17 protein-coding genes and 1 riboswitch are annotated in these 16,102 nt (G+C 41.7%); of the genes, 9 read left to right on the top strand and 8 right to left on the bottom strand.

Features of this window, described 5'->3' with window-relative positions; genetic code table 11:
• Positions 1 to 22: 22 nt before the first annotated feature.
• Positions 23 to 871, top strand: coding sequence for a C39 family peptidase (locus BK139_RS18800; RefSeq protein ID WP_076261854.1), 849 nt, complete (start codon positions 23 to 25; stop codon positions 869 to 871).
• A 41-nt stretch (positions 872 to 912) separates the two neighbouring features.
• Here the strand turns inward: BK139_RS18800 and asnB are convergent, their stop codons facing one another.
• From asnB to BK139_RS18785, 3 genes are all read right to left on the bottom strand, one after another.
• On the bottom strand, positions 913 to 2,817 hold the full coding sequence (asnB, locus tag BK139_RS18795) for an asparagine synthase (glutamine-hydrolyzing) (RefSeq protein WP_076261852.1): 1,905 nt from the start codon (positions 2,815 to 2,817) through the stop codon (positions 913 to 915).
• A 292-nt stretch (positions 2,818 to 3,109) separates the two neighbouring features.
• Entirely contained in the window at positions 3,110 to 4,303 is a 1,194-nt protein-coding gene (gene metK, locus BK139_RS18790) for a methionine adenosyltransferase (protein WP_009333385.1), read from the bottom strand.
• A gap of 309 nt (positions 4,304 to 4,612) precedes the next feature.
• Positions 4,613 to 4,728, bottom strand: a riboswitch (SAM riboswitch).
• A 105-nt stretch (positions 4,729 to 4,833) separates the two neighbouring features.
• Entirely contained in the window at positions 4,834 to 5,208 is a 375-nt protein-coding gene (locus BK139_RS18785; protein WP_048007828.1) for a thiol-disulfide oxidoreductase DCC family protein, read from the bottom strand.
• Between the two features lie 218 nt (positions 5,209 to 5,426).
• Between BK139_RS18785 and pckA the strand changes: the two genes are divergently transcribed.
• A complete protein-coding gene (pckA, locus tag BK139_RS18780) occupies positions 5,427 to 7,013 on the top strand; it encodes a phosphoenolpyruvate carboxykinase (ATP) (RefSeq protein ID WP_076261850.1) in 1,587 nt (528 codons plus the stop codon).
• Between the two features lie 272 nt (positions 7,014 to 7,285).
• Here pckA and BK139_RS18775 read toward each other — a convergent pair whose 3' ends face one another.
• Both BK139_RS18775 and BK139_RS18770 read right to left on the bottom strand, forming a co-directional pair.
• Positions 7,286 to 7,528, bottom strand: coding sequence for a DUF2584 domain-containing protein (locus tag BK139_RS18775; RefSeq protein WP_035330406.1), 243 nt, complete (start codon positions 7,526 to 7,528; stop codon positions 7,286 to 7,288).
• Positions 7,529 to 7,613: 85 nt separating this feature from the next.
• On the bottom strand, positions 7,614 to 8,399 hold the full coding sequence (locus tag BK139_RS18770; RefSeq protein WP_076261847.1) for an alpha/beta hydrolase family protein: 786 nt from the start codon (positions 8,397 to 8,399) through the stop codon (positions 7,614 to 7,616).
• Between the two features lie 155 nt (positions 8,400 to 8,554).
• On the opposite strand from BK139_RS18770, the gene BK139_RS18765 reads away from it, so the two are divergent.
• Genes BK139_RS18765 through BK139_RS18755 form a run of 3 tightly spaced genes read left to right on the top strand, consistent with a single transcriptional unit; the run spans position 8,555 to position 11,139 of the window.
• Positions 8,555 to 9,550 (top strand): ABC transporter substrate-binding protein, encoded by a 996-nt coding sequence (locus tag BK139_RS18765; RefSeq protein WP_076261845.1) that lies wholly within the window; start codon positions 8,555 to 8,557, stop codon positions 9,548 to 9,550.
• 22 nt (positions 9,551 to 9,572) lie between these two features.
• Complete coding sequence (locus tag BK139_RS18760; RefSeq protein ID WP_076261843.1) at positions 9,573 to 10,352, top strand: ABC transporter ATP-binding protein; 780 nt, start codon at positions 9,573 to 9,575, stop codon at positions 10,350 to 10,352.
• Complete coding sequence (locus tag BK139_RS18755) at positions 10,330 to 11,139, top strand: ABC transporter permease (RefSeq protein ID WP_076261841.1); 810 nt, start codon at positions 10,330 to 10,332, stop codon at positions 11,137 to 11,139. The genes BK139_RS18760 and BK139_RS18755 overlap by 23 nt, the downstream gene beginning before the upstream one ends.
• A 25-nt stretch (positions 11,140 to 11,164) precedes the next feature.
• On the opposite strand, the gene ytkD is transcribed toward BK139_RS18755, so the two are convergent.
• Positions 11,165 to 11,632, bottom strand: a complete 468-nt coding sequence (gene ytkD, locus BK139_RS18750; RefSeq protein WP_076261839.1) for an RNA deprotection pyrophosphohydrolase — start codon at positions 11,630 to 11,632, stop codon at positions 11,165 to 11,167.
• Positions 11,633 to 11,796: 164 nt separating this feature from the next.
• Here ytkD and BK139_RS18745 point away from each other — a divergent pair, with 164 nt between their 5' ends.
• On the top strand, positions 11,797 to 12,666 hold the full coding sequence (locus tag BK139_RS18745; protein WP_076261837.1) for a DUF6612 family protein: 870 nt from the start codon (positions 11,797 to 11,799) through the stop codon (positions 12,664 to 12,666).
• 25 nt (positions 12,667 to 12,691) lie between these two features.
• On the opposite strand, the gene BK139_RS18740 is transcribed toward BK139_RS18745, so the two are convergent.
• The gene (locus BK139_RS18740; RefSeq protein ID WP_076261835.1) at positions 12,692 to 13,021 is read right to left on the bottom strand and encodes a hydrolase; all 330 of its coding nucleotides are present in this window, start codon (positions 13,019 to 13,021) and stop codon (positions 12,692 to 12,694) included.
• Positions 13,022 to 13,300: 279 nt separating this feature from the next.
• Here BK139_RS18740 and BK139_RS18735 point away from each other — a divergent pair, with 279 nt between their 5' ends.
• Positions 13,301 to 13,558 carry a DUF6154 family protein gene (locus BK139_RS18735; RefSeq protein WP_076261833.1) on the top strand — a complete coding sequence of 86 codons (258 nt, stop codon included), beginning with the start codon at positions 13,301 to 13,303 and terminating at the stop codon, positions 13,556 to 13,558.
• A gap of 111 nt (positions 13,559 to 13,669) precedes the next feature.
• On the opposite strand, the gene BK139_RS18730 is transcribed toward BK139_RS18735, so the two are convergent.
• Positions 13,670 to 14,107 carry a Dps family protein gene (locus BK139_RS18730; RefSeq protein WP_076261831.1) on the bottom strand — a complete coding sequence of 146 codons (438 nt, stop codon included), beginning with the start codon at positions 14,105 to 14,107 and terminating at the stop codon, positions 13,670 to 13,672.
• 126 nt (positions 14,108 to 14,233) lie between these two features.
• On the opposite strand from BK139_RS18730, the gene ytzI reads away from it, so the two are divergent.
• Complete coding sequence (ytzI, locus tag BK139_RS18725; protein WP_076261828.1) at positions 14,234 to 14,416, top strand: YtzI protein; 183 nt, start codon at positions 14,234 to 14,236, stop codon at positions 14,414 to 14,416.
• Positions 14,417 to 14,503: 87 nt separating this feature from the next.
• Entirely contained in the window at positions 14,504 to 15,952 is a 1,449-nt protein-coding gene (gene cls, locus BK139_RS18720) for a cardiolipin synthase (RefSeq protein WP_076261826.1), read from the top strand.
• Positions 15,953 to 16,102 lie beyond the last annotated feature (150 nt).

Genomic DNA, 16,102 nt, shown 5'->3' with positions numbered 1-16,102 from the left:
CAGCTATTGGCGGGTGAAGGAATTGAAGATTTATATCGGGGCAATTGTTCTATTCTTATTATTAATAGTGGTATTCAGAAAAACCATAGTAAAAACGGCACCCATGTTTTTACTTGTCTTCATCCTTGTTTCTGCAGCATTTGTTTATGACAGCCTTGCAGGAAGCAAGCCTCCATCAGCCGTGAACAAAATAAAATCGTGGCTGTCTGAACCAGCTGAAAAAGCCACTGCTTTCCTTGGAAACAGCACGTCTGTTATTAAGATCAAGGAAAAAATAATTATAGATGTGCCCGCAATCAATCAGTTTCCTGAGCTCCCCAGAGGATGCGAAGTCACGAGCTTATCCATGCTTCTGCAGCATGCAGGGGTCCAGGCTGATAAAATGACACTGGCTAAAGAAATAAAGAAAAATCCTGAACCTTATCGCATAGAAGACGGAAAAATCTATTTCGGGCACCCGAATGATGGCTTCATAGGCGATATGTACTCCTTTGATAATCCCGGTCTGGGTGTTTATCATAAACCCATAAAAGAGCTTGCTGAAAAGTACATACCCGGCTCCATTGAAGACCTTACCGGATCCGATTTTGAAGACTTGAAAATTCATTTGTCAGATGGAAGACCTATATGGGTAATTATCAACACAGCCTATAAACAGCTTACTGATGACTTTTTTCAAACCTGGCATACACCAAGCGGAAAGATTCAGATTACCTATAAAGAGCATTCAGTCCTGATAACGGGCTATGATCAGGAATACATATACTTCAACGACCCGCTCACAGGCGAAAAAAATAAAAAAGCACCCATAAACGATTTTGAAAAAGCATGGGTCCAGATGGGCAAGCAGGCTATTACCTATATCCCATAAAAAATAGCGTCCACCAGGGTATTCCTGATGGACGCTTTTGTTTAGCCTTTAAGAGGCTGCAAATCTTTATCTAACAAATATTCTTTTTCAAAGGAGTATTTTTTCTCCACATATACCTGATGCCAAACCATGAACATTAGAACTGTCCAGATTTTGCGGCTGTTGTCCGCTTTATCCTGACAATGGTCTTCAAGCAGCTGCAATACATACTCTTTATTAATCAGATGATCTGTATTGCTTTCACGGATGATATTTTTCGCCCACTCATTCATCTCGTCCTTCAGCCAGTGGCGGATTGGCACAGGGAACCCAAGCTTTTTGCGGTTCAGTACATGATCCGGAACGACTCCTTCAGCAGCTTTGCGAAGAATATACTTCGTAGTGCCATTTGCCGTTTTCAGGCTGGTCGGGATTTTGGAAGCCACTTCAAACACTTCTTTATCAAGGAACGGAACTCGAAGCTCGAGAGAATGAGCCATCGTCATTTTGTCCGCCTTTAATAAAATATCTCCTCGCATCCAGGTATGAATGTCGATATACTGCATGCGATCAACCGGATCATAGCCGCAGCTTTCTTCATATAAAGGTTTCGTGATATCCGTATAATTTAAGCTGCCTTTATAGACATGAAGCAGATTGCGCTTCTCTTGTTCTGTAAACATTTTTGCGTTTCCGATGTAGCGCTCTTCCATGGGCGTGACACCGCGTTCGATAAAGCTTTTACCCTTCATTCCCTCTGGCATCATGCTTGCGATCATGCGAAGAAGCTTTTTGCCGATGGCAGGAATTTTATTGAAGACTTCCAGAGATTGTGGTTCACGGTAAATGTTATAGCCGCCAAACAGCTCATCGGCTCCTTCACCTGAAAGCACAACCGTTACATGCTTGCGTGCTTCTCTTGCCACAAAATAAAGAGGTACACATGCCGGGTCGGCAAGCGGATCGTCCATATGCCACATGATTCTCGGAATCTCATTCATGTATTCCTCAGGAGTAATGATATAGCTGATGTTTTCAACACCAAGCTTTTCTGCTGTTTCTTTCGCTACATCCACCTCGCTGAAGCCATTGCGTTCAAAACCGACAGAGAATGTTTTAATAGCAGGATGGAATTCCTTCGCAATCGACGCAATGATGGAAGAATCAATTCCGCCTGAAAGGAAAGAACCTACAGGAACATCGGCACGCATATGCATCTTGACCGAGTCGAATAACACATCTCTAATTTCTTTTGTAAAATCAGCTTCTGATTTCTGCACGGGGTGGAAAGCAGCTTTCCAATAGCGCTTAATATCCATAGGAGCACCGATTTTTTTAGTAAAATAATGGCCTGGCTCCAGTTTGTGGATTCCTTCTGACATCGTGTTTGGCTCAGGCACAAACTGATAGGTCAGATAATGCTGCAGGGAGTCATAGTTTAATACATCATTCTGAAGCGCCAATAGAATGCTCTTCTTCTCTGATCCAAAGAACGTGCTGTCTCCCTTATCGTAATAAAAGAAAGGTTTAATCCCAAATGGATCTCTGGCTCCATATAAAGATTGCTCCTGTTTATCCCATATGACAAACGCAAACATACCGCGCAATTTTTCAACAGCTTTTTCTTTCATATGGCTGTAAAGGGCAATGATGACTTCTGTATCTGAGCTTGTTTCAAAGCTTAAGCCCGCTTTGAGAAGTTCTTCACGAAGTTCCACATAATTATAGATTTCACCATTAAAGATGATCCAATAACGTTCATTCTCGTAAGTCAGCGGCTGGTGTCCGCTTTCAATATCAATAATGCTCAGCCGGCGGAAGCCAAATTGAATATGATCATCAAAATAGTATCCTGAGTCATCCGGACCCCGGTGAGTAATGATATCATTCATATTTTGGAATTGTTCTTTATCTGCGTCACGGTAATTTTGTGCTTTTTCATGTACACAACCAATAAAACCACACATTATGTACGTCACCTACTCCATTCTATTCTCAATATTTAGATATAGCCTCAGGCGGCTCCTTTGTCTTAGAAAACATACCCTATAATACTACCACTAATCGCTAATAATTAGCACGCAGAATATAAAATGTTTCTGTACGGAAAATTAAGCCATTATCCGAAGTTTATACGATACCATAAAATTATAAACGACTATAGAGCATAAAGACCGAAAAGTGAATTACACCCTATATGTATTATGACGCAAAAAAGAAAGCGGGAGTTACACTGTAAATGCAACTCCCGCTTTTCTATTAAGCTTCAGAACGAAGAATTTCTGCCTTGTCAGTACGCTCCCAAGGAAGGTCAACATCTGTACGTCCGAAATGTCCGTAAGCAGCTGTCTGCTTGTAAATTGGGCGGCGAAGGCCAAGCATGTTAATAATTCCTGCAGGACGAAGATCAAAATGCTTTCTTACTAAATCAACTAATACATCTTCATCCACTTTGCCAGTTCCAAATGTATCAACAGAGATTGAAACAGGCTGTGCCACACCGATTGCATAAGCAAGCTGAACTTCAACTTTTTCTGCCAAACCGGCTGCTACAAGGTTCTTCGCTACATAACGTGCAGCATATGCAGCTGAGCGGTCAACCTTTGTAGGATCCTTACCGGAGAACGCGCCGCCGCCATGGCGTGCATATCCGCCGTAGGTATCAACAATAATTTTGCGTCCAGTCAGACCAGCATCCCCTTGTGGTCCGCCGATAACAAAACGTCCAGTCGGGTTGATGAAGTACTTTGTATTCTCATCGATTAGTTCTTTAGGAACAACCGGGTTAATAACATGTTCCTTCAGGTTGCGCTGGATTTGCTCCAGGCTGATTTCAGGGTGATGCTGAGTAGAAATAACGATTGTGTCAATACGGACAGGCTTGTCATTTTCATCATACTCAACGGTTACCTGAGTTTTTCCATCCGGACGAAGGTAAGGAAGGATCTCTTCTTTACGAACTTCAGTCAGGCGGCGGGAAAGCTTATGTGCCAAAGAAATCGGAAGAGGCATAAGCTCCTTCGTTTCGTTGCAGGCAAAACCGAACATTAAGCCCTGGTCTCCTGCACCGATTGCTTCAATTTCCTGATCGCTCATTTGCCCTTCGCGTGCTTCAAGTGCCTGGTCAACACCCATTGCGATATCTGCAGACTGCTCATCAATGGAAGTTAAAACTGCACATGTTTCAGAATCGAAACCATATTTAGCACGGGTATAACCGATTTCTTTTACCGTTTCACGAACGATTTTTGGAATATCTACGTATGTAGATGTTGTGATTTCACCTGCAACTAATACAAGTCCAGTTGTTACAGAAGTCTCTGCAGCAACACGGGCATTCGCATCTTTAGCTAAAATCGCATCTAAGATTGCATCAGAAATTTGGTCACAGATTTTATCCGGATGACCTTCAGTAACTGATTCAGAAGTAAACAAACGACGTTTTGTTGACATCTGGCTTCCTCCTTATAAATAGAAAATTGAGCGAGAAATAAGAAATGGGGAAGCGGAAAAATAATTTTTCCCTGTCATTTCATGGATCTCTGTTTGATACGGAACTCATTCCCTTAGTAGTATGAAATAAACATGGAGTTTTTATTAGAAAAATAGACAGCGCCGGCAAGAATGCCAGGTATCCATTATTCATAATCATGCCAAAAACTCACATAAATAGTACATTCCAAAAGCCGTTCATTTCATTGCAATATAAAAAACCTTCTCATTTAGTGAAAAGGTTGAAAGCAAATCGATTCGCGCCTTTCACTCTTATCGTTCAAGGAATTACGTCCTTGCGTCAGGTTAGCACCTTTGCTGATTATTGCCTTTAGCAGGTTGCTGGGTTTCATAGGGCCTGTCCCTCCACCAGCTCGGGATAAGAGAGTATCCGTTCAAGGTTGAATCATACCGTATTTTATCGAACCATGTCAACAGATTTTCATTATTTTTCACCGTTAAATTTCAGCTTCAAAATGTAAGCTTCCCCTTTATAGGGAACAGCTTCCATCGCCACACTTTTTCTTTAGAAATTTTTGCCTGTTTTTCGCAATCCATTTGTAGGCAGGATCGCCCAGAAGTTCAGTGAAAGGTAAATATAAAAAGGTGCTGATCAAAAAGGATGCAGGAAAGAGGAGCAGCAGTCTCCGTACTGCAGAGTACCCCTTTTTCACGCTGCCCGAGGGGGTAATAAGATGAAGCTCTTTGCGCAAATCTTGTCTGGAGAATGATAAAGAACCCGGCATTTTCTCATATTCCTGCAGAGAAATCCATTCCACTTTATCCAGCCAATCGAGCTTCTTAAATATTCTCTTTGTTTCCTTGCATAACGAGCAAGTTCCATCATATAGGGCAATTGTCTTCATTTTAGATCAGTCCCATGGTAAAATTAACACTTTCTTCTATAATAGCATATATCGGTTATAAGGCGATCAAAGGAGATTACCTGTCCAATTGTGACAATTTAATAACAGAGACAAAAAAGTTTCGTAATAGTATAGACTAATCATTTCAATGTGTTATACTAATTTCGAGATGTAATCACTTTCATAAAAAAATCGGGAAAAAGGAAGGTATTCATCAGATGAACTCTGTAAGCATATCAAACGAATTGAGTGAATTATTAAATGGCAGCAACATTCAAGTGCAATTATCCGTTCCTCAGCTTGTAGAAAAAGTTTTAAACCGCAATGAAGGGTCCCTTACTTCCACTGGTGCTGTACGCGCTACTACAGGAAAGTATACAGGGCGTTCCCCTAAAGATAAATACATTGTTGAAGAAGCATCAAATAAAGATAAAATGGACTGGGGCAGCGTAAACCAGCCCATCTCTGAAGAAGCATTCTCCAATCTTTATAATAAAGTAATCAATTACCTAAAAGAAAAAGAAGAAGTATTTGTGTTCAAAGGCTTTGCAGGTGCTGATAAAAAACACCGCATGCCTATCCAGGTGATCAATGAATATGCCTGGCATAACCTTTTTGCACACCAGTTATTCATTCGCCCGGCAGAAGACGAGCTATTGGATCATCAGGCAGAGTTCACAGTCATATCTGCTCCAAACTTCAAAGCAGACCCTGCTGTTGACGGCACAAAGTCCGAAACATTCATTATCATCTCATTCGAGCGCCGCACTGTTTTAATTGGCGGAACAGAATATGCAGGTGAAATGAAAAAGTCCATCTTCTCTGTTATGAACTACATGCTTCCAGAAAACGGAATCCTTCCGATGCATTGTTCAGCAAACGTTGGACGTGAAGGTGATGTGGCTTTATTCTTCGGCTTATCCGGAACTGGAAAAACAACTTTATCTGCAGACCCGAACCGCAAGCTGATCGGTGATGACGAGCATGGCTGGTCTGCGAATGGCGTATTCAATATTGAAGGCGGATGCTATGCGAAATGCATCAACCTATCCCGTGAAAAAGAACCGCAAATTTTTGATGCAATCCGCTTTGGAGCTGTGCTGGAAAATGTAGTGGTAAACAGCGAAACCCGGGTTGCAGATTACGATGACAGCACTTTAACTGAAAATACACGTGCGGCCTACCAGCTTCAGGCCATCGATAATATCGTTGACCCAAGCATTGCCGGACATCCTAATACAATCGTATTTTTAACAGCTGACGCATTTGGCGTATTGCCTCCAATCTCTAAACTGTCAAAAGAGCAGGCAATGTACCATTTCTTAAGCGGCTATACATCCAAGCTTGCAGGAACTGAGCGCGGCATTACATCACCGCAGGCAACGTTCTCTACATGCTTTGGATCACCTTTCCTACCGCTTCCTGCAAATCGTTATGCTGAAATGCTTGGCGAGAAAATCGATGAGCATAATGCAAAAGTCTTCCTTGTAAACACAGGATGGACTGGCGGAGAGTATGGAGTCGGCGAACGCATGAAGCTTGCCTACACCCGTGCTATGGTGGAAGCTGCACTCGAAGGTGAACTAAACAACGTAGAAACAATCAAGGACGAAATTTTCGGTCTGGAAATTCCTCAGCACGTTACAGGAGTGCCTGATGAAGTTCTTCAGCCAAACAAAACATGGGCAGATCAGGCTGCTTATGAAGCGAAAGCAAAAGAGCTTGCTGCTAAATTCCGTGAAAACTTCAAGAAATTCACAAGCGTTTCATCTGACATTGAAGAAAAAGGCGGACCAATCGCATAATATAAGAAAGGCGCAAGCGCCTTGCCCACCCCCGACAAGCACAAGACGAGCCTCACAGAAAGGCGTTCTTCGCCTTTTTGGGAGGATTGGCTTGTGACCTCGAGGGGGTAGGCGCTGGAGCTAGACAGTTCTCAAAGTTAAAATTAATACTTTCTTATCATTTTAGAGAAAGAATTGCCGTTTGCGCGGCAATTCTTTTTTAGTATTAGGAATGCAGTCTTCAAAAACATTCCAAATCAAAAAAACGCCGGACTCTGTCCAGGCGCGCTCTTCTAGTTTGTTGAGTTTAAGGAAACAAGCTGATAAGTAATGAGTGTCCGGCTGTTTTCCCATTCCACTTTTCGGATGACTCCCATTCCGTTCAGGTCGCCGTCAATTGTTCTTTTTACTTCGACCGGGATATCGAGGGGATATAATCTGTACCCTTCTTTGACAAGTGAAAAGTAATTCTCATCAAGTCTTTTTTCCCTTCCCTTTGTCACGATCATTGTGTTCAGCTCTAAAGGCATACCCATTGGTATCTCTCCTTCATTCTTTATACTTTCCTCTATTTTACCCCAGCTTTTCATGCTCTGAAAGCCTTTAAGCGAAAATCATTCGTCATTCATGACTTTTCATCCACGCACCTAGATCCTCTACCGTCTTCCGGTTCACGGCTGGAGGAAAGTAGTGGGTATATTCAGGGAAGTACCAGCTATCCACTTCTTTATTAAGAGCCTTCAGTCTTTTTTCGAGGCGATAGGAATGCTCCACCGAAACATTGTGATCCTGTTCTCCATGAATGATTAAGACAGGCGACTGCAGCTGCTCCAGCTGAAAAAGCGGGGTACGGTATTTATACCGTTCCGGAAACTTTACCGGAGTTCCGCCGATTACCCGTTTCATCATTCTCCGGAGATCCTTGCGCTCCACATAGGTGAGAAACATATCACTGACTCCTCCCCATGTTACAATGGATGCGGCTTGCGGAAACTCGATTGCAGTTAGCAATGCCATTACGCCGCCACGGGAAAAACCAAATATATGAACTCTTTTTACCCGGGCATGCTCCTGAAGAAGGGTAAACGCAGCAAACGCGTCCTGCCTGTCCTCCCCTGCAAAGTCTTCGTTTCCATCTCCCCCTTGATTTCCTCTGTAAAAAGGCGCGAATACAATAAAACCTTCACAGGCAAACTGGACAATCCGGGAAGGCCGTACTTTCCCGACATTTTTGATGCCTCCTCTCAGGTAAAGGAATCCATCATATAGCTCCTCTCCCTTTGGCTCTGCCAGCAGCCCTTTTATATGTAATCCATTTGCCTGATAAGTAACAACAGATAATTCAATTGCCGGATTTGGCGAAGGGAATCTCTGTTTATTGATGATTTGGCCGTTACTGAATTCCATTTTCTCATCCTCCCTCTTGAGGCTTCCTTTTAGTCTGAGCTTTTAGACCTTCCTCTAAAAATATTTCCATGGGCATTCACACATTTTTTTGATTTTCATACGATATCCTAGGCTTTTTAATCTGACTTTTTAGCATAAGGGAGGTCTTATGACTTATGAAAAAATGGATGAAAACAAGCATGTTGCTTATGCTTGCAGTGATACTGATCGTTCCTTTGGCAGCCTGCGGAAAGGATGAAATGCAAACCGTCCGTATTGCTGAAGTGACACGTTCCATCTTCTATGCCCCACAATATGTAGCCCTTGAGAAAGGCTTCTTTGAAGAGGAAGGACTTAAAGTAGAGCTTACAACAACAGCCGGAGGAGATAAAACAATGACCGCGCTCCTGTCGGATAGCGCTGATATTGCGCTAGTAGGTTCAGAAACTTCCATTTACGTTTCGGCACAGGGCTCCAATGATCCGGTCATTAACTTTGCACAGCTTACCCAAACGGACGGAACATTCCTGGTTTCACGCAATAAAATCGATAACTTTTCATGGGATATGCTGGAAGGCAAAACATTTCTCGGGCAGCGTAAAGGCGGCATGCCGCAGATGGCCGGCGAGTTTGTATTGAAAAAGCATGGCATTGACCCGCACCAGGATTTGGATTTAATCCAAAATATTGATTATGCCAATATTGCTCCGGCTTTCGCTTCCGGCACCGGTGAATTTGTCCAGCTTTTTGAACCTACTGCAAGTGTATTTGAAAAAGAAGGAAAAGGATATATTGTTGCTTCCTTTGGAACCGAATCCGGACATATACCTTATACCACATTCATGACGAAACAAAGCTATATTGATGAAAATAAGGAAACAGTCGAGAAATTCACAAGAGCGATTTATAAAGCACAGCAATGGGTTGAGCAGCATAGCTCGAAAGAAACGGCAGAAGCTATTCAAGGATATTTTGACAACACTGAGCTTGAAATCATTGAAATGGTAGTAGACCGATATAAGAGCCAGGGATCTTTTGCAACAGATCCAATACTGGATACGGAAGAATGGGATAACCTGCAGAACATTATGGAAGAAGCAGGAGAGCTCCCTAAGCGCTTAGAGCATGGCACACTTGTCAACACAGAGATTGCTGAAGGGGTAATGAAATAACTAAACGAAAGAGGAGGCCGACATGGAATTTCTGAAAGTTGATGCTGTCCACCACACTTATTTTACGAAAACCTCTGCTGTCACGGCCCTCTCCGATGTTTCGCTTGAAGTGGAGGAAGGAGAATTTGTTTCCTTCCTCGGTCCAAGCGGATGCGGTAAGACAACATTGCTTTCTATCATAGCAGGCCTGTTTGAACCCACAGAAGGCACTGTCACACTTGTAGGAAAGCGGGTTGAAACAGCAGAAAAAGAAATAGGCTATATGCTTCAGCAGGATTATCTTTTTCCCTGGAAGAACATTGAAGAAAATATACTGCTGGGGCTGAAAATCGGGAATAGCCTCACTCCGGACAAAAAAGCTTATGCACTTAAGCTCCTTCAGGAGATGGGACTAAAAGGTGTAGAGTCACAGTTTCCGAAACAGCTTTCAGGGGGAATGCGCCAGCGGGTTGCCCTTGTAAGAACACTTGCAACCGGCCCAAAGCTGCTTATGCTTGATGAACCCTTTTCCGCATTGGATTATCAAACCAAACTTAAGCTTGAGGATCTGGTCTCTGACACGCTTAAATCTTTCGGAAAAACAGCCATACTGGTTACACATGATATTGGTGAGGCAATCAGCATGAGTGATCGTGTTTTTCTCTTCTCCGCAAGGCCCGGACAGCTTCATAAGACATTTGTAATACCAAAAGAATTAAGAGATGAAACCCCTTTTAACGCAAGAAATCATGAAGCATATCCAGCGATTTTTCAAACTATATGGAAGGAGCTGGAGTCCCTTGAGCCCGCAGGAGAACGTTAAATTCCTCCACCAGAAGTATATCCGGTCGCTGAACCGCGAGAAGAAGTGGGTCCGCTTCTATCAGGCTGTCATCTTTATCGTGTTTTTTTCAGGATGGGAGCTGGCAAGCCAAAAGCAATGGATTGACCCGCTGATTTTCAGTGCGCCTTCTAAAGTATGGGGATTGTTTTTAACCAAAATACAGGATGGTACCTTGATGGTGGATTTAGGCTACACTTTGTCTGAAACCGTATTTGGATTCATTTTAGGCACTTTTTTAGGCACATTTCTGGCAGCCATCCTCTGGTGGTCACCCATGCTTTCAAAAATAGCGGATCCCTATTTGGTTGTCCTGAATTCAATGCCAAAGGTTGCTCTTGGCCCTATCTTAATCGTAGCTTTAGGCCCGAGCTTTACTTCGATCGTTGCAATGGGTGCGATTATCTCGATCATCATCACAACCATTGTCGTGTATACATCTTTCAAAGAAGTAGACCCCAATTATATTAAAGTGCTTCAAACCTTTGGGGCAAGTCGATTTCAAACCTTCAGGGAAGCCATTTTGCCCGCTTCATTTCCGACCATCATTTCAACCTTAAAGGTGAATGTGGGGTTATCCTGGGTCGGAGTAATAGTCGGTGAATTTCTTGTATCCTCAAAAGGTCTTGGATACATGATTATCTACGGATTCCAGGTATTTAACTTCACCCTTGTTATGCTTTCATTGCTTGTGATTGCTGTTTTCGCAACAGTAATGTATCAGCTGGTTGAACTCCTGGAGAGAAAACTAATTAAGAATGGTTCATAAAAAACGGCAAATCGCATGCCGTTTTTTATTTTTTCTTCAAAATTTTTTCGAGGCTCTTTTCAACTACTTTATCCTTCATGATGAAACTGTATTGACTGCTCCACCTGTCTTCAAGCAGGTTTTCCCCTGTCAGGATGGGACCGTTTGTTTCAAAATATTGATTTGTATTGTTGAGGCTTTTCACCTCTGCGAAAAATATAGCTTTGACAAAACGCTCATTGCCCAGGTTAACTTCATATTCACCAATAAAATTCAGATTAAATAAGTCTGCTCCGGTTTCTTCATATACTTCTCTTCTGGCTGCCTCTTCCAGAGACTCACCCTGTTCTCTTTTACCGCCAGGAAATTCCCATCCCCTTTTTTTATGATTCGTCAGCAGCCATTGATCACCATAGCGGCAAATGACCAAAACATGTTCAGGCTCGGTTTCGAATGCTCTTTTATTAAAAGAAAAGCGCACTTTCCCGCCGTTTTCATCCAAAAAGGTTTCCATGCTATTCCCTCACTCAATAAATTAATGTTGATGTTTCCATTATAAAGGTAAATCTAGTTTTTAAAAACTTCTGGGGCTAAAGTATTAAATTACATATTTTTGAAACTTTTCTCCTTTTTTTCCCGTAAAATTAGGTGACTAACATAAATAGAGGAGTGTATATCTTGAAAAAATCTCTCGCAATCCTTACCGGCTTCTTCATGATTTTAATGCTGACTGCATGCAATGAAACGGCCAAACCTGTTAATGAATCAGCAGCCGGCACAGAAAAGGAAGAAGCAAAAACAGAAGAAGCTTCTGAAATGACATTGGAGGAAGTTTTAAAGAAATCAACGGAGGCTTCGGAAGAGCTAAAAAGCTTCTCAGTAAAAATGGATATGAGCCAGGAAATGAGCTCTGGTGCTGAAGGGGAAAATATGAATATCGATTCTGTCATTGACATGAATGTCACAACAGACCCGATGGCTTTTTATCAAAAAATGACTATGTCCATGGCAGGAGCAGAAGAATCCTATGATATTGAAAGCTATTTTACGGAAGAAGGCATGTTTCTTTATGATGCTGCCGGACAGCAGTGGATGAAGTTCCCTAAAGAAATGTCTGATGATTTGCTTCAAATGTCCAGACAGCAGACAAATCCTGGTGAGGAATTGAAGAAACTGCAGGAATTTGTGGACGATTTCACCTTTGAACAGGATGCAAAAAGCTATATCCTGAAATTGAAAGCCGATGGAGAAAAATTCAATGATTTCGTGAAGGAAACGGCAGCAGAAACACTCCCGCCTGAATTGGCCGCCAATGGGGAAATGCTTGAAAACATGAACATCAAGGGCGTGGAATATGAGATTGTGATTGATAAAGAAACTTTTTACCCGAGCGTGCTGAATATGATTATGGACATGGAAATCACGGCTGAAGGCCAGAAAATCTCCATGAAGCAGAACATGAACGGACAATACTCAAACTATAATAAAGTTGAGGCTATTGCCGTTCCACAGGAAGTTCTTGATACAGCTGTAGAAATGGAAATGTAGAAAAGCTGAGGTGCGCCTCAGCTTTTTATTTATGTTCCTCTTCTGTCAGGATTCCCATGCTTTCAATATGCTTTCTTGCTTCATCATCCCCAAGATCATATATCATTCCATATATTCTTTTCATTGTTTCGTCATAGGCATCGTTTTCACGGTCATAATGGTATTGAACATAAGGAACATGGGCTCTGAAAAAGTTTTGCCATTCTGTTGAATAGTTCTGGTCAAAATATTCTCTTAGTGCAATAATTTCATCATCATTTGCCTCAATTTTATAATTCCAGGTGGAGCCAGTGGCACTTTGAGATATCTCACCCGAACCAAGCGTTATATAATATGTCTTTTTATTTCCTTCCAATCCTGTCAGCCCCTTTATTGTTCATTGCTGTGACGCAGATTCAACACCGGTTAGTTTTTCTTTACATATCACAATATTTTTCATTTCTATAGTTATCGTATCCCACATTTATGATAAAATTATACAAAATTACGATCATTCTTCTGAAGCTGACATATACTAAGTTAAACAAATTGGAAGTCAGCTTTTCCAATTGTCATGGGGTGAATATTTTTCTGCATCAGGGGTATTAAATTAAGTATACTATAGAAAACCGGAGAGTTTTAAGGAGGTGTTATCATGAAACTGATTGATGAACTATATGAACTTTACAGGAATAAGCTGACTGGTGATGAAGAAGACATCGATATGCTCGCTTTTGCCTTCTTAGAAGAAATGAACAGAGAAGACCTGCTGAATATTATCAAGGACCTTGATAATCAGGAGTTATATGATTTAATGGGGCTTTATTTGATCGAGAGCTTAAAAGGGAAATTTGCCAGTGAAAATTACGGTCAGCGCAGAAGCCCGATCATTCACCACCGGAACATACACTAACCTATACATATCCGAATTTAGAATAACGATCCATACTCGAAGGCGGCGTGAAGCCGCTTTTTTATTTTATTATAAAATAAAAAGACCAGCTTTGCAGCCAGTCTTTGTTTATTATCCAAGGTATGCTTTAAGCATCCAGATATGTTTTTTCAAGCTTTGCTTTACAGCAATCAGCATGTCGCCTGTTCCTTCATCTTTGGCTTCTTCTGCAAGTTCGATTGCTTCCTGAAGCTCGTCTACCATTTTTTCGAAGTCGTCAACAACAGACTGAACCATTTGTTCTTCGTTTTCTTTGCCTGTCGCTTCTTTAAGGGAACTGGTCTCCAGAACTTCCTTCATCGTTGCAACCGGTTTAGCCTCAAGAGCAAGGATTCTCTCAGCCAGTTCGTCTACATGTACGTTGGCTTCATTATAAAGCTCTTCAAATTTTGCATGAAGGGTAAAAAAGTTTTTCCCTTTAATATACCAATGGTAATTGTGAAGCTTTACATATAAGACTGTCCAGTTTGCTACTTGCTGGTTAACAGCTTTTACTAATTCTTTACTCATAATAATCATCCTCCCAACAATAGAATACCCACATTGAGAGGATTAAAACCTGTACAAGACCATGGCGAAATTTTTCATTACTGGGCTGCTTTCATGGTAGAATATTGAGTGAAAAGGGGGAGAAATATGTATACGGTATTAGTCATATCGATCATTATCGTGATTGTGGTTCTGCTGCTGAGCGTCATTACTACTTCAAAGGCTTACCAATTCAAGCATACGGTAGACCCGATTGATCCGCTTCCTGACAGCGAGAAGGAACAAAAAGAGGCTACAGAGGAGCAAGAAGATAACCAAAACCGTTCGTAAGCATACGCTATTATATAAACAGCCTCCGTACAGCCGGAGGTTTTCTTTTTAAATGGACGGAAAAATACATGTGGAGAGGACATTAAGATGGATATATACTCCATGATGCTTACAGTATTTCTAGTTTTAAATATTATTCTGGCTGTATTTGTTATCTTTCTGGAACGAAGGGATGCAGGTGCCACTTGGGCATGGCTCATGGTTTTGTTCTTTCTTCCTCTTCTTGGTTTTTTCATGTACCTCTTTTTTGGACAGAATTTAACCCGAAGAAAGATGTTCCAGTGGGAAGACCGCAAAAAAATTGGAATTGATGAACTGCTGAACAACCAAATCAGAGGAATTAAGGAAAAGGATTTCCATTTTCGCAATGAAGTCATTGAAAACTCCAAAGACCTCATCTATATGCACCTTGTCAACAATGATGCGGTATTGACCCAGGATAACGAGGTCAGAATTTTTACAGATGGGAAAGATAAGTTCAATTCGCTTGTAGAGGATATAAAAAGTGCAACCGATCATATCCACCTGCAATATTATATCTTCAAGAGAGACAATCTTGGGAAAAGCTTAATCACTCTCTTAACGGAAAAAGCCAGGGAAGGTGTTAAAGTCAGGCTTCTCTATGATGAACTTGGCTCAAGGAGCCTGCATAAAAGGGCATTTAAAGAGCTGATTGCTGCAGGGGGAGAAATTGAGGCCTTTTTCCCTTCGCGGCTGCATTTTATCAATTTAAGAATCAATTACCGGAACCACCGGAAAATTGCCATCATTGACGGACGGATTGGGTATGTTGGCGGTTTCAATGTCGGGGATGAATATCTCGGGCTGAATCCAAAGTTCGGGTATTGGCGTGATACCCATCTAAGAATTAGAGGAAGTGCTGTCCATTCTCTGCAGACCCGCTTTATCCTGGACTGGAACCAGGCTTCCCACCGCCATGACATTTTCTATGCTCCTGAGTTTTTTCCGCTGTGCGGGTCTCAGGATAGTGTAGGGATGCAGATTGTTACAAGCGGTCCGGATTCTGAATGGGAACAAATTAAAAATGGTTATATTAAAATGATTTCATCTGCACGTAAGTCCATATATATCCAAACCCCATATTTCATTCCTGATGCAAGCCTTCTGGATGCTTTGAAAATAGCTGCATTGTCAGGGGTGGAAGTAAATATTATGATTCCGAATAAACCTGACCACATGTTTGTTTATTGGGCCACTTACTCCTATATTGGGGAAATGCTAAAAGTAAATGCAAATATCTATATATACGAAAATGGCTTCATACATGCAAAAACCCTGATTGTGGATGAAAAAGTATCATCGGTAGGAACTGCAAATATAGACGTTAGAAGCTTCAGGCTCAATTTTGAGGTAAATGCTTTTATTTACGATCAGGATGTTTCAAAAGAACTGACTGAGAGCTTTAAGGAAGATGTCCAGCTTTCAACAAACCTGTCTGCAGGAGATTACAGAAATAGGTCCTTGAAAATAAAGTTGAAAGAATCCATTTCAAGGCTGCTTTCGCCAATATTATAAAACGGGCTGAAAAAATCAGCCCGTTTTCTTTATCGCAGTCTAACGGGCAGTAAGCCCCCCACTTCAAGACTCAGAGGAATCAAAGGAGGATAAGTGGGGGTCAAACTGCCCGATCTAGCTGCGGCTCCTAGGGGCTCGAGGTCATAAGCC

This window comes from Paenibacillus sp. FSL R5-0490, assembly GCF_001956215.1.
GTDB lineage: Bacteria > Bacillota > Bacilli > Bacillales > Cytobacillaceae > Cytobacillus.
This window is presented reverse-complemented; position numbering and strand designations above follow the sequence as displayed.

Excerpts from the sequence above, each read along its gene's own strand:
- asnB (WP_076261852.1), bottom strand. The coding sequence starts at position 2,817 with ATGTGTGGTTTTATTGGTTGTGTACATGAAAAAGCACAAAATTACCGT.
- metK (WP_009333385.1), bottom strand. The coding sequence starts at position 4,303 with ATGTCAACAAAACGTCGTTTGTTTACTTCTGAATCAGTTACTGAAGGT.
- BK139_RS18785 (WP_048007828.1), bottom strand. The coding sequence starts at position 5,208 with ATGAAGACAATTGCCCTATATGATGGAACTTGCTCGTTATGCAAGGAA.
- pckA (WP_076261850.1), top strand. The coding sequence starts at position 5,427 with ATGAACTCTGTAAGCATATCAAACGAATTGAGTGAATTATTAAATGGC.
- BK139_RS18775 (WP_035330406.1), bottom strand. The coding sequence starts at position 7,528 with ATGGGTATGCCTTTAGAGCTGAACACAATGATCGTGACAAAGGGAAGG.
- BK139_RS18770 (WP_076261847.1), bottom strand. The coding sequence starts at position 8,399 with ATGGAATTCAGTAACGGCCAAATCATCAATAAACAGAGATTCCCTTCG.
- BK139_RS18765 (WP_076261845.1), top strand. The coding sequence starts at position 8,555 with ATGAAAAAATGGATGAAAACAAGCATGTTGCTTATGCTTGCAGTGATA.
- BK139_RS18760 (WP_076261843.1), top strand. The coding sequence starts at position 9,573 with ATGGAATTTCTGAAAGTTGATGCTGTCCACCACACTTATTTTACGAAA.
- ytkD (WP_076261839.1), bottom strand. The coding sequence starts at position 11,632 with ATGGAAACCTTTTTGGATGAAAACGGCGGGAAAGTGCGCTTTTCTTTT.
- BK139_RS18735 (WP_076261833.1), top strand. The coding sequence starts at position 13,301 with ATGAAACTGATTGATGAACTATATGAACTTTACAGGAATAAGCTGACT.
- BK139_RS18730 (WP_076261831.1), bottom strand. The coding sequence starts at position 14,107 with ATGAGTAAAGAATTAGTAAAAGCTGTTAACCAGCAAGTAGCAAACTGG.
- ytzI (WP_076261828.1), top strand. The coding sequence starts at position 14,234 with ATGTATACGGTATTAGTCATATCGATCATTATCGTGATTGTGGTTCTG.
- cls (WP_076261826.1), top strand. The coding sequence starts at position 14,504 with ATGGATATATACTCCATGATGCTTACAGTATTTCTAGTTTTAAATATT.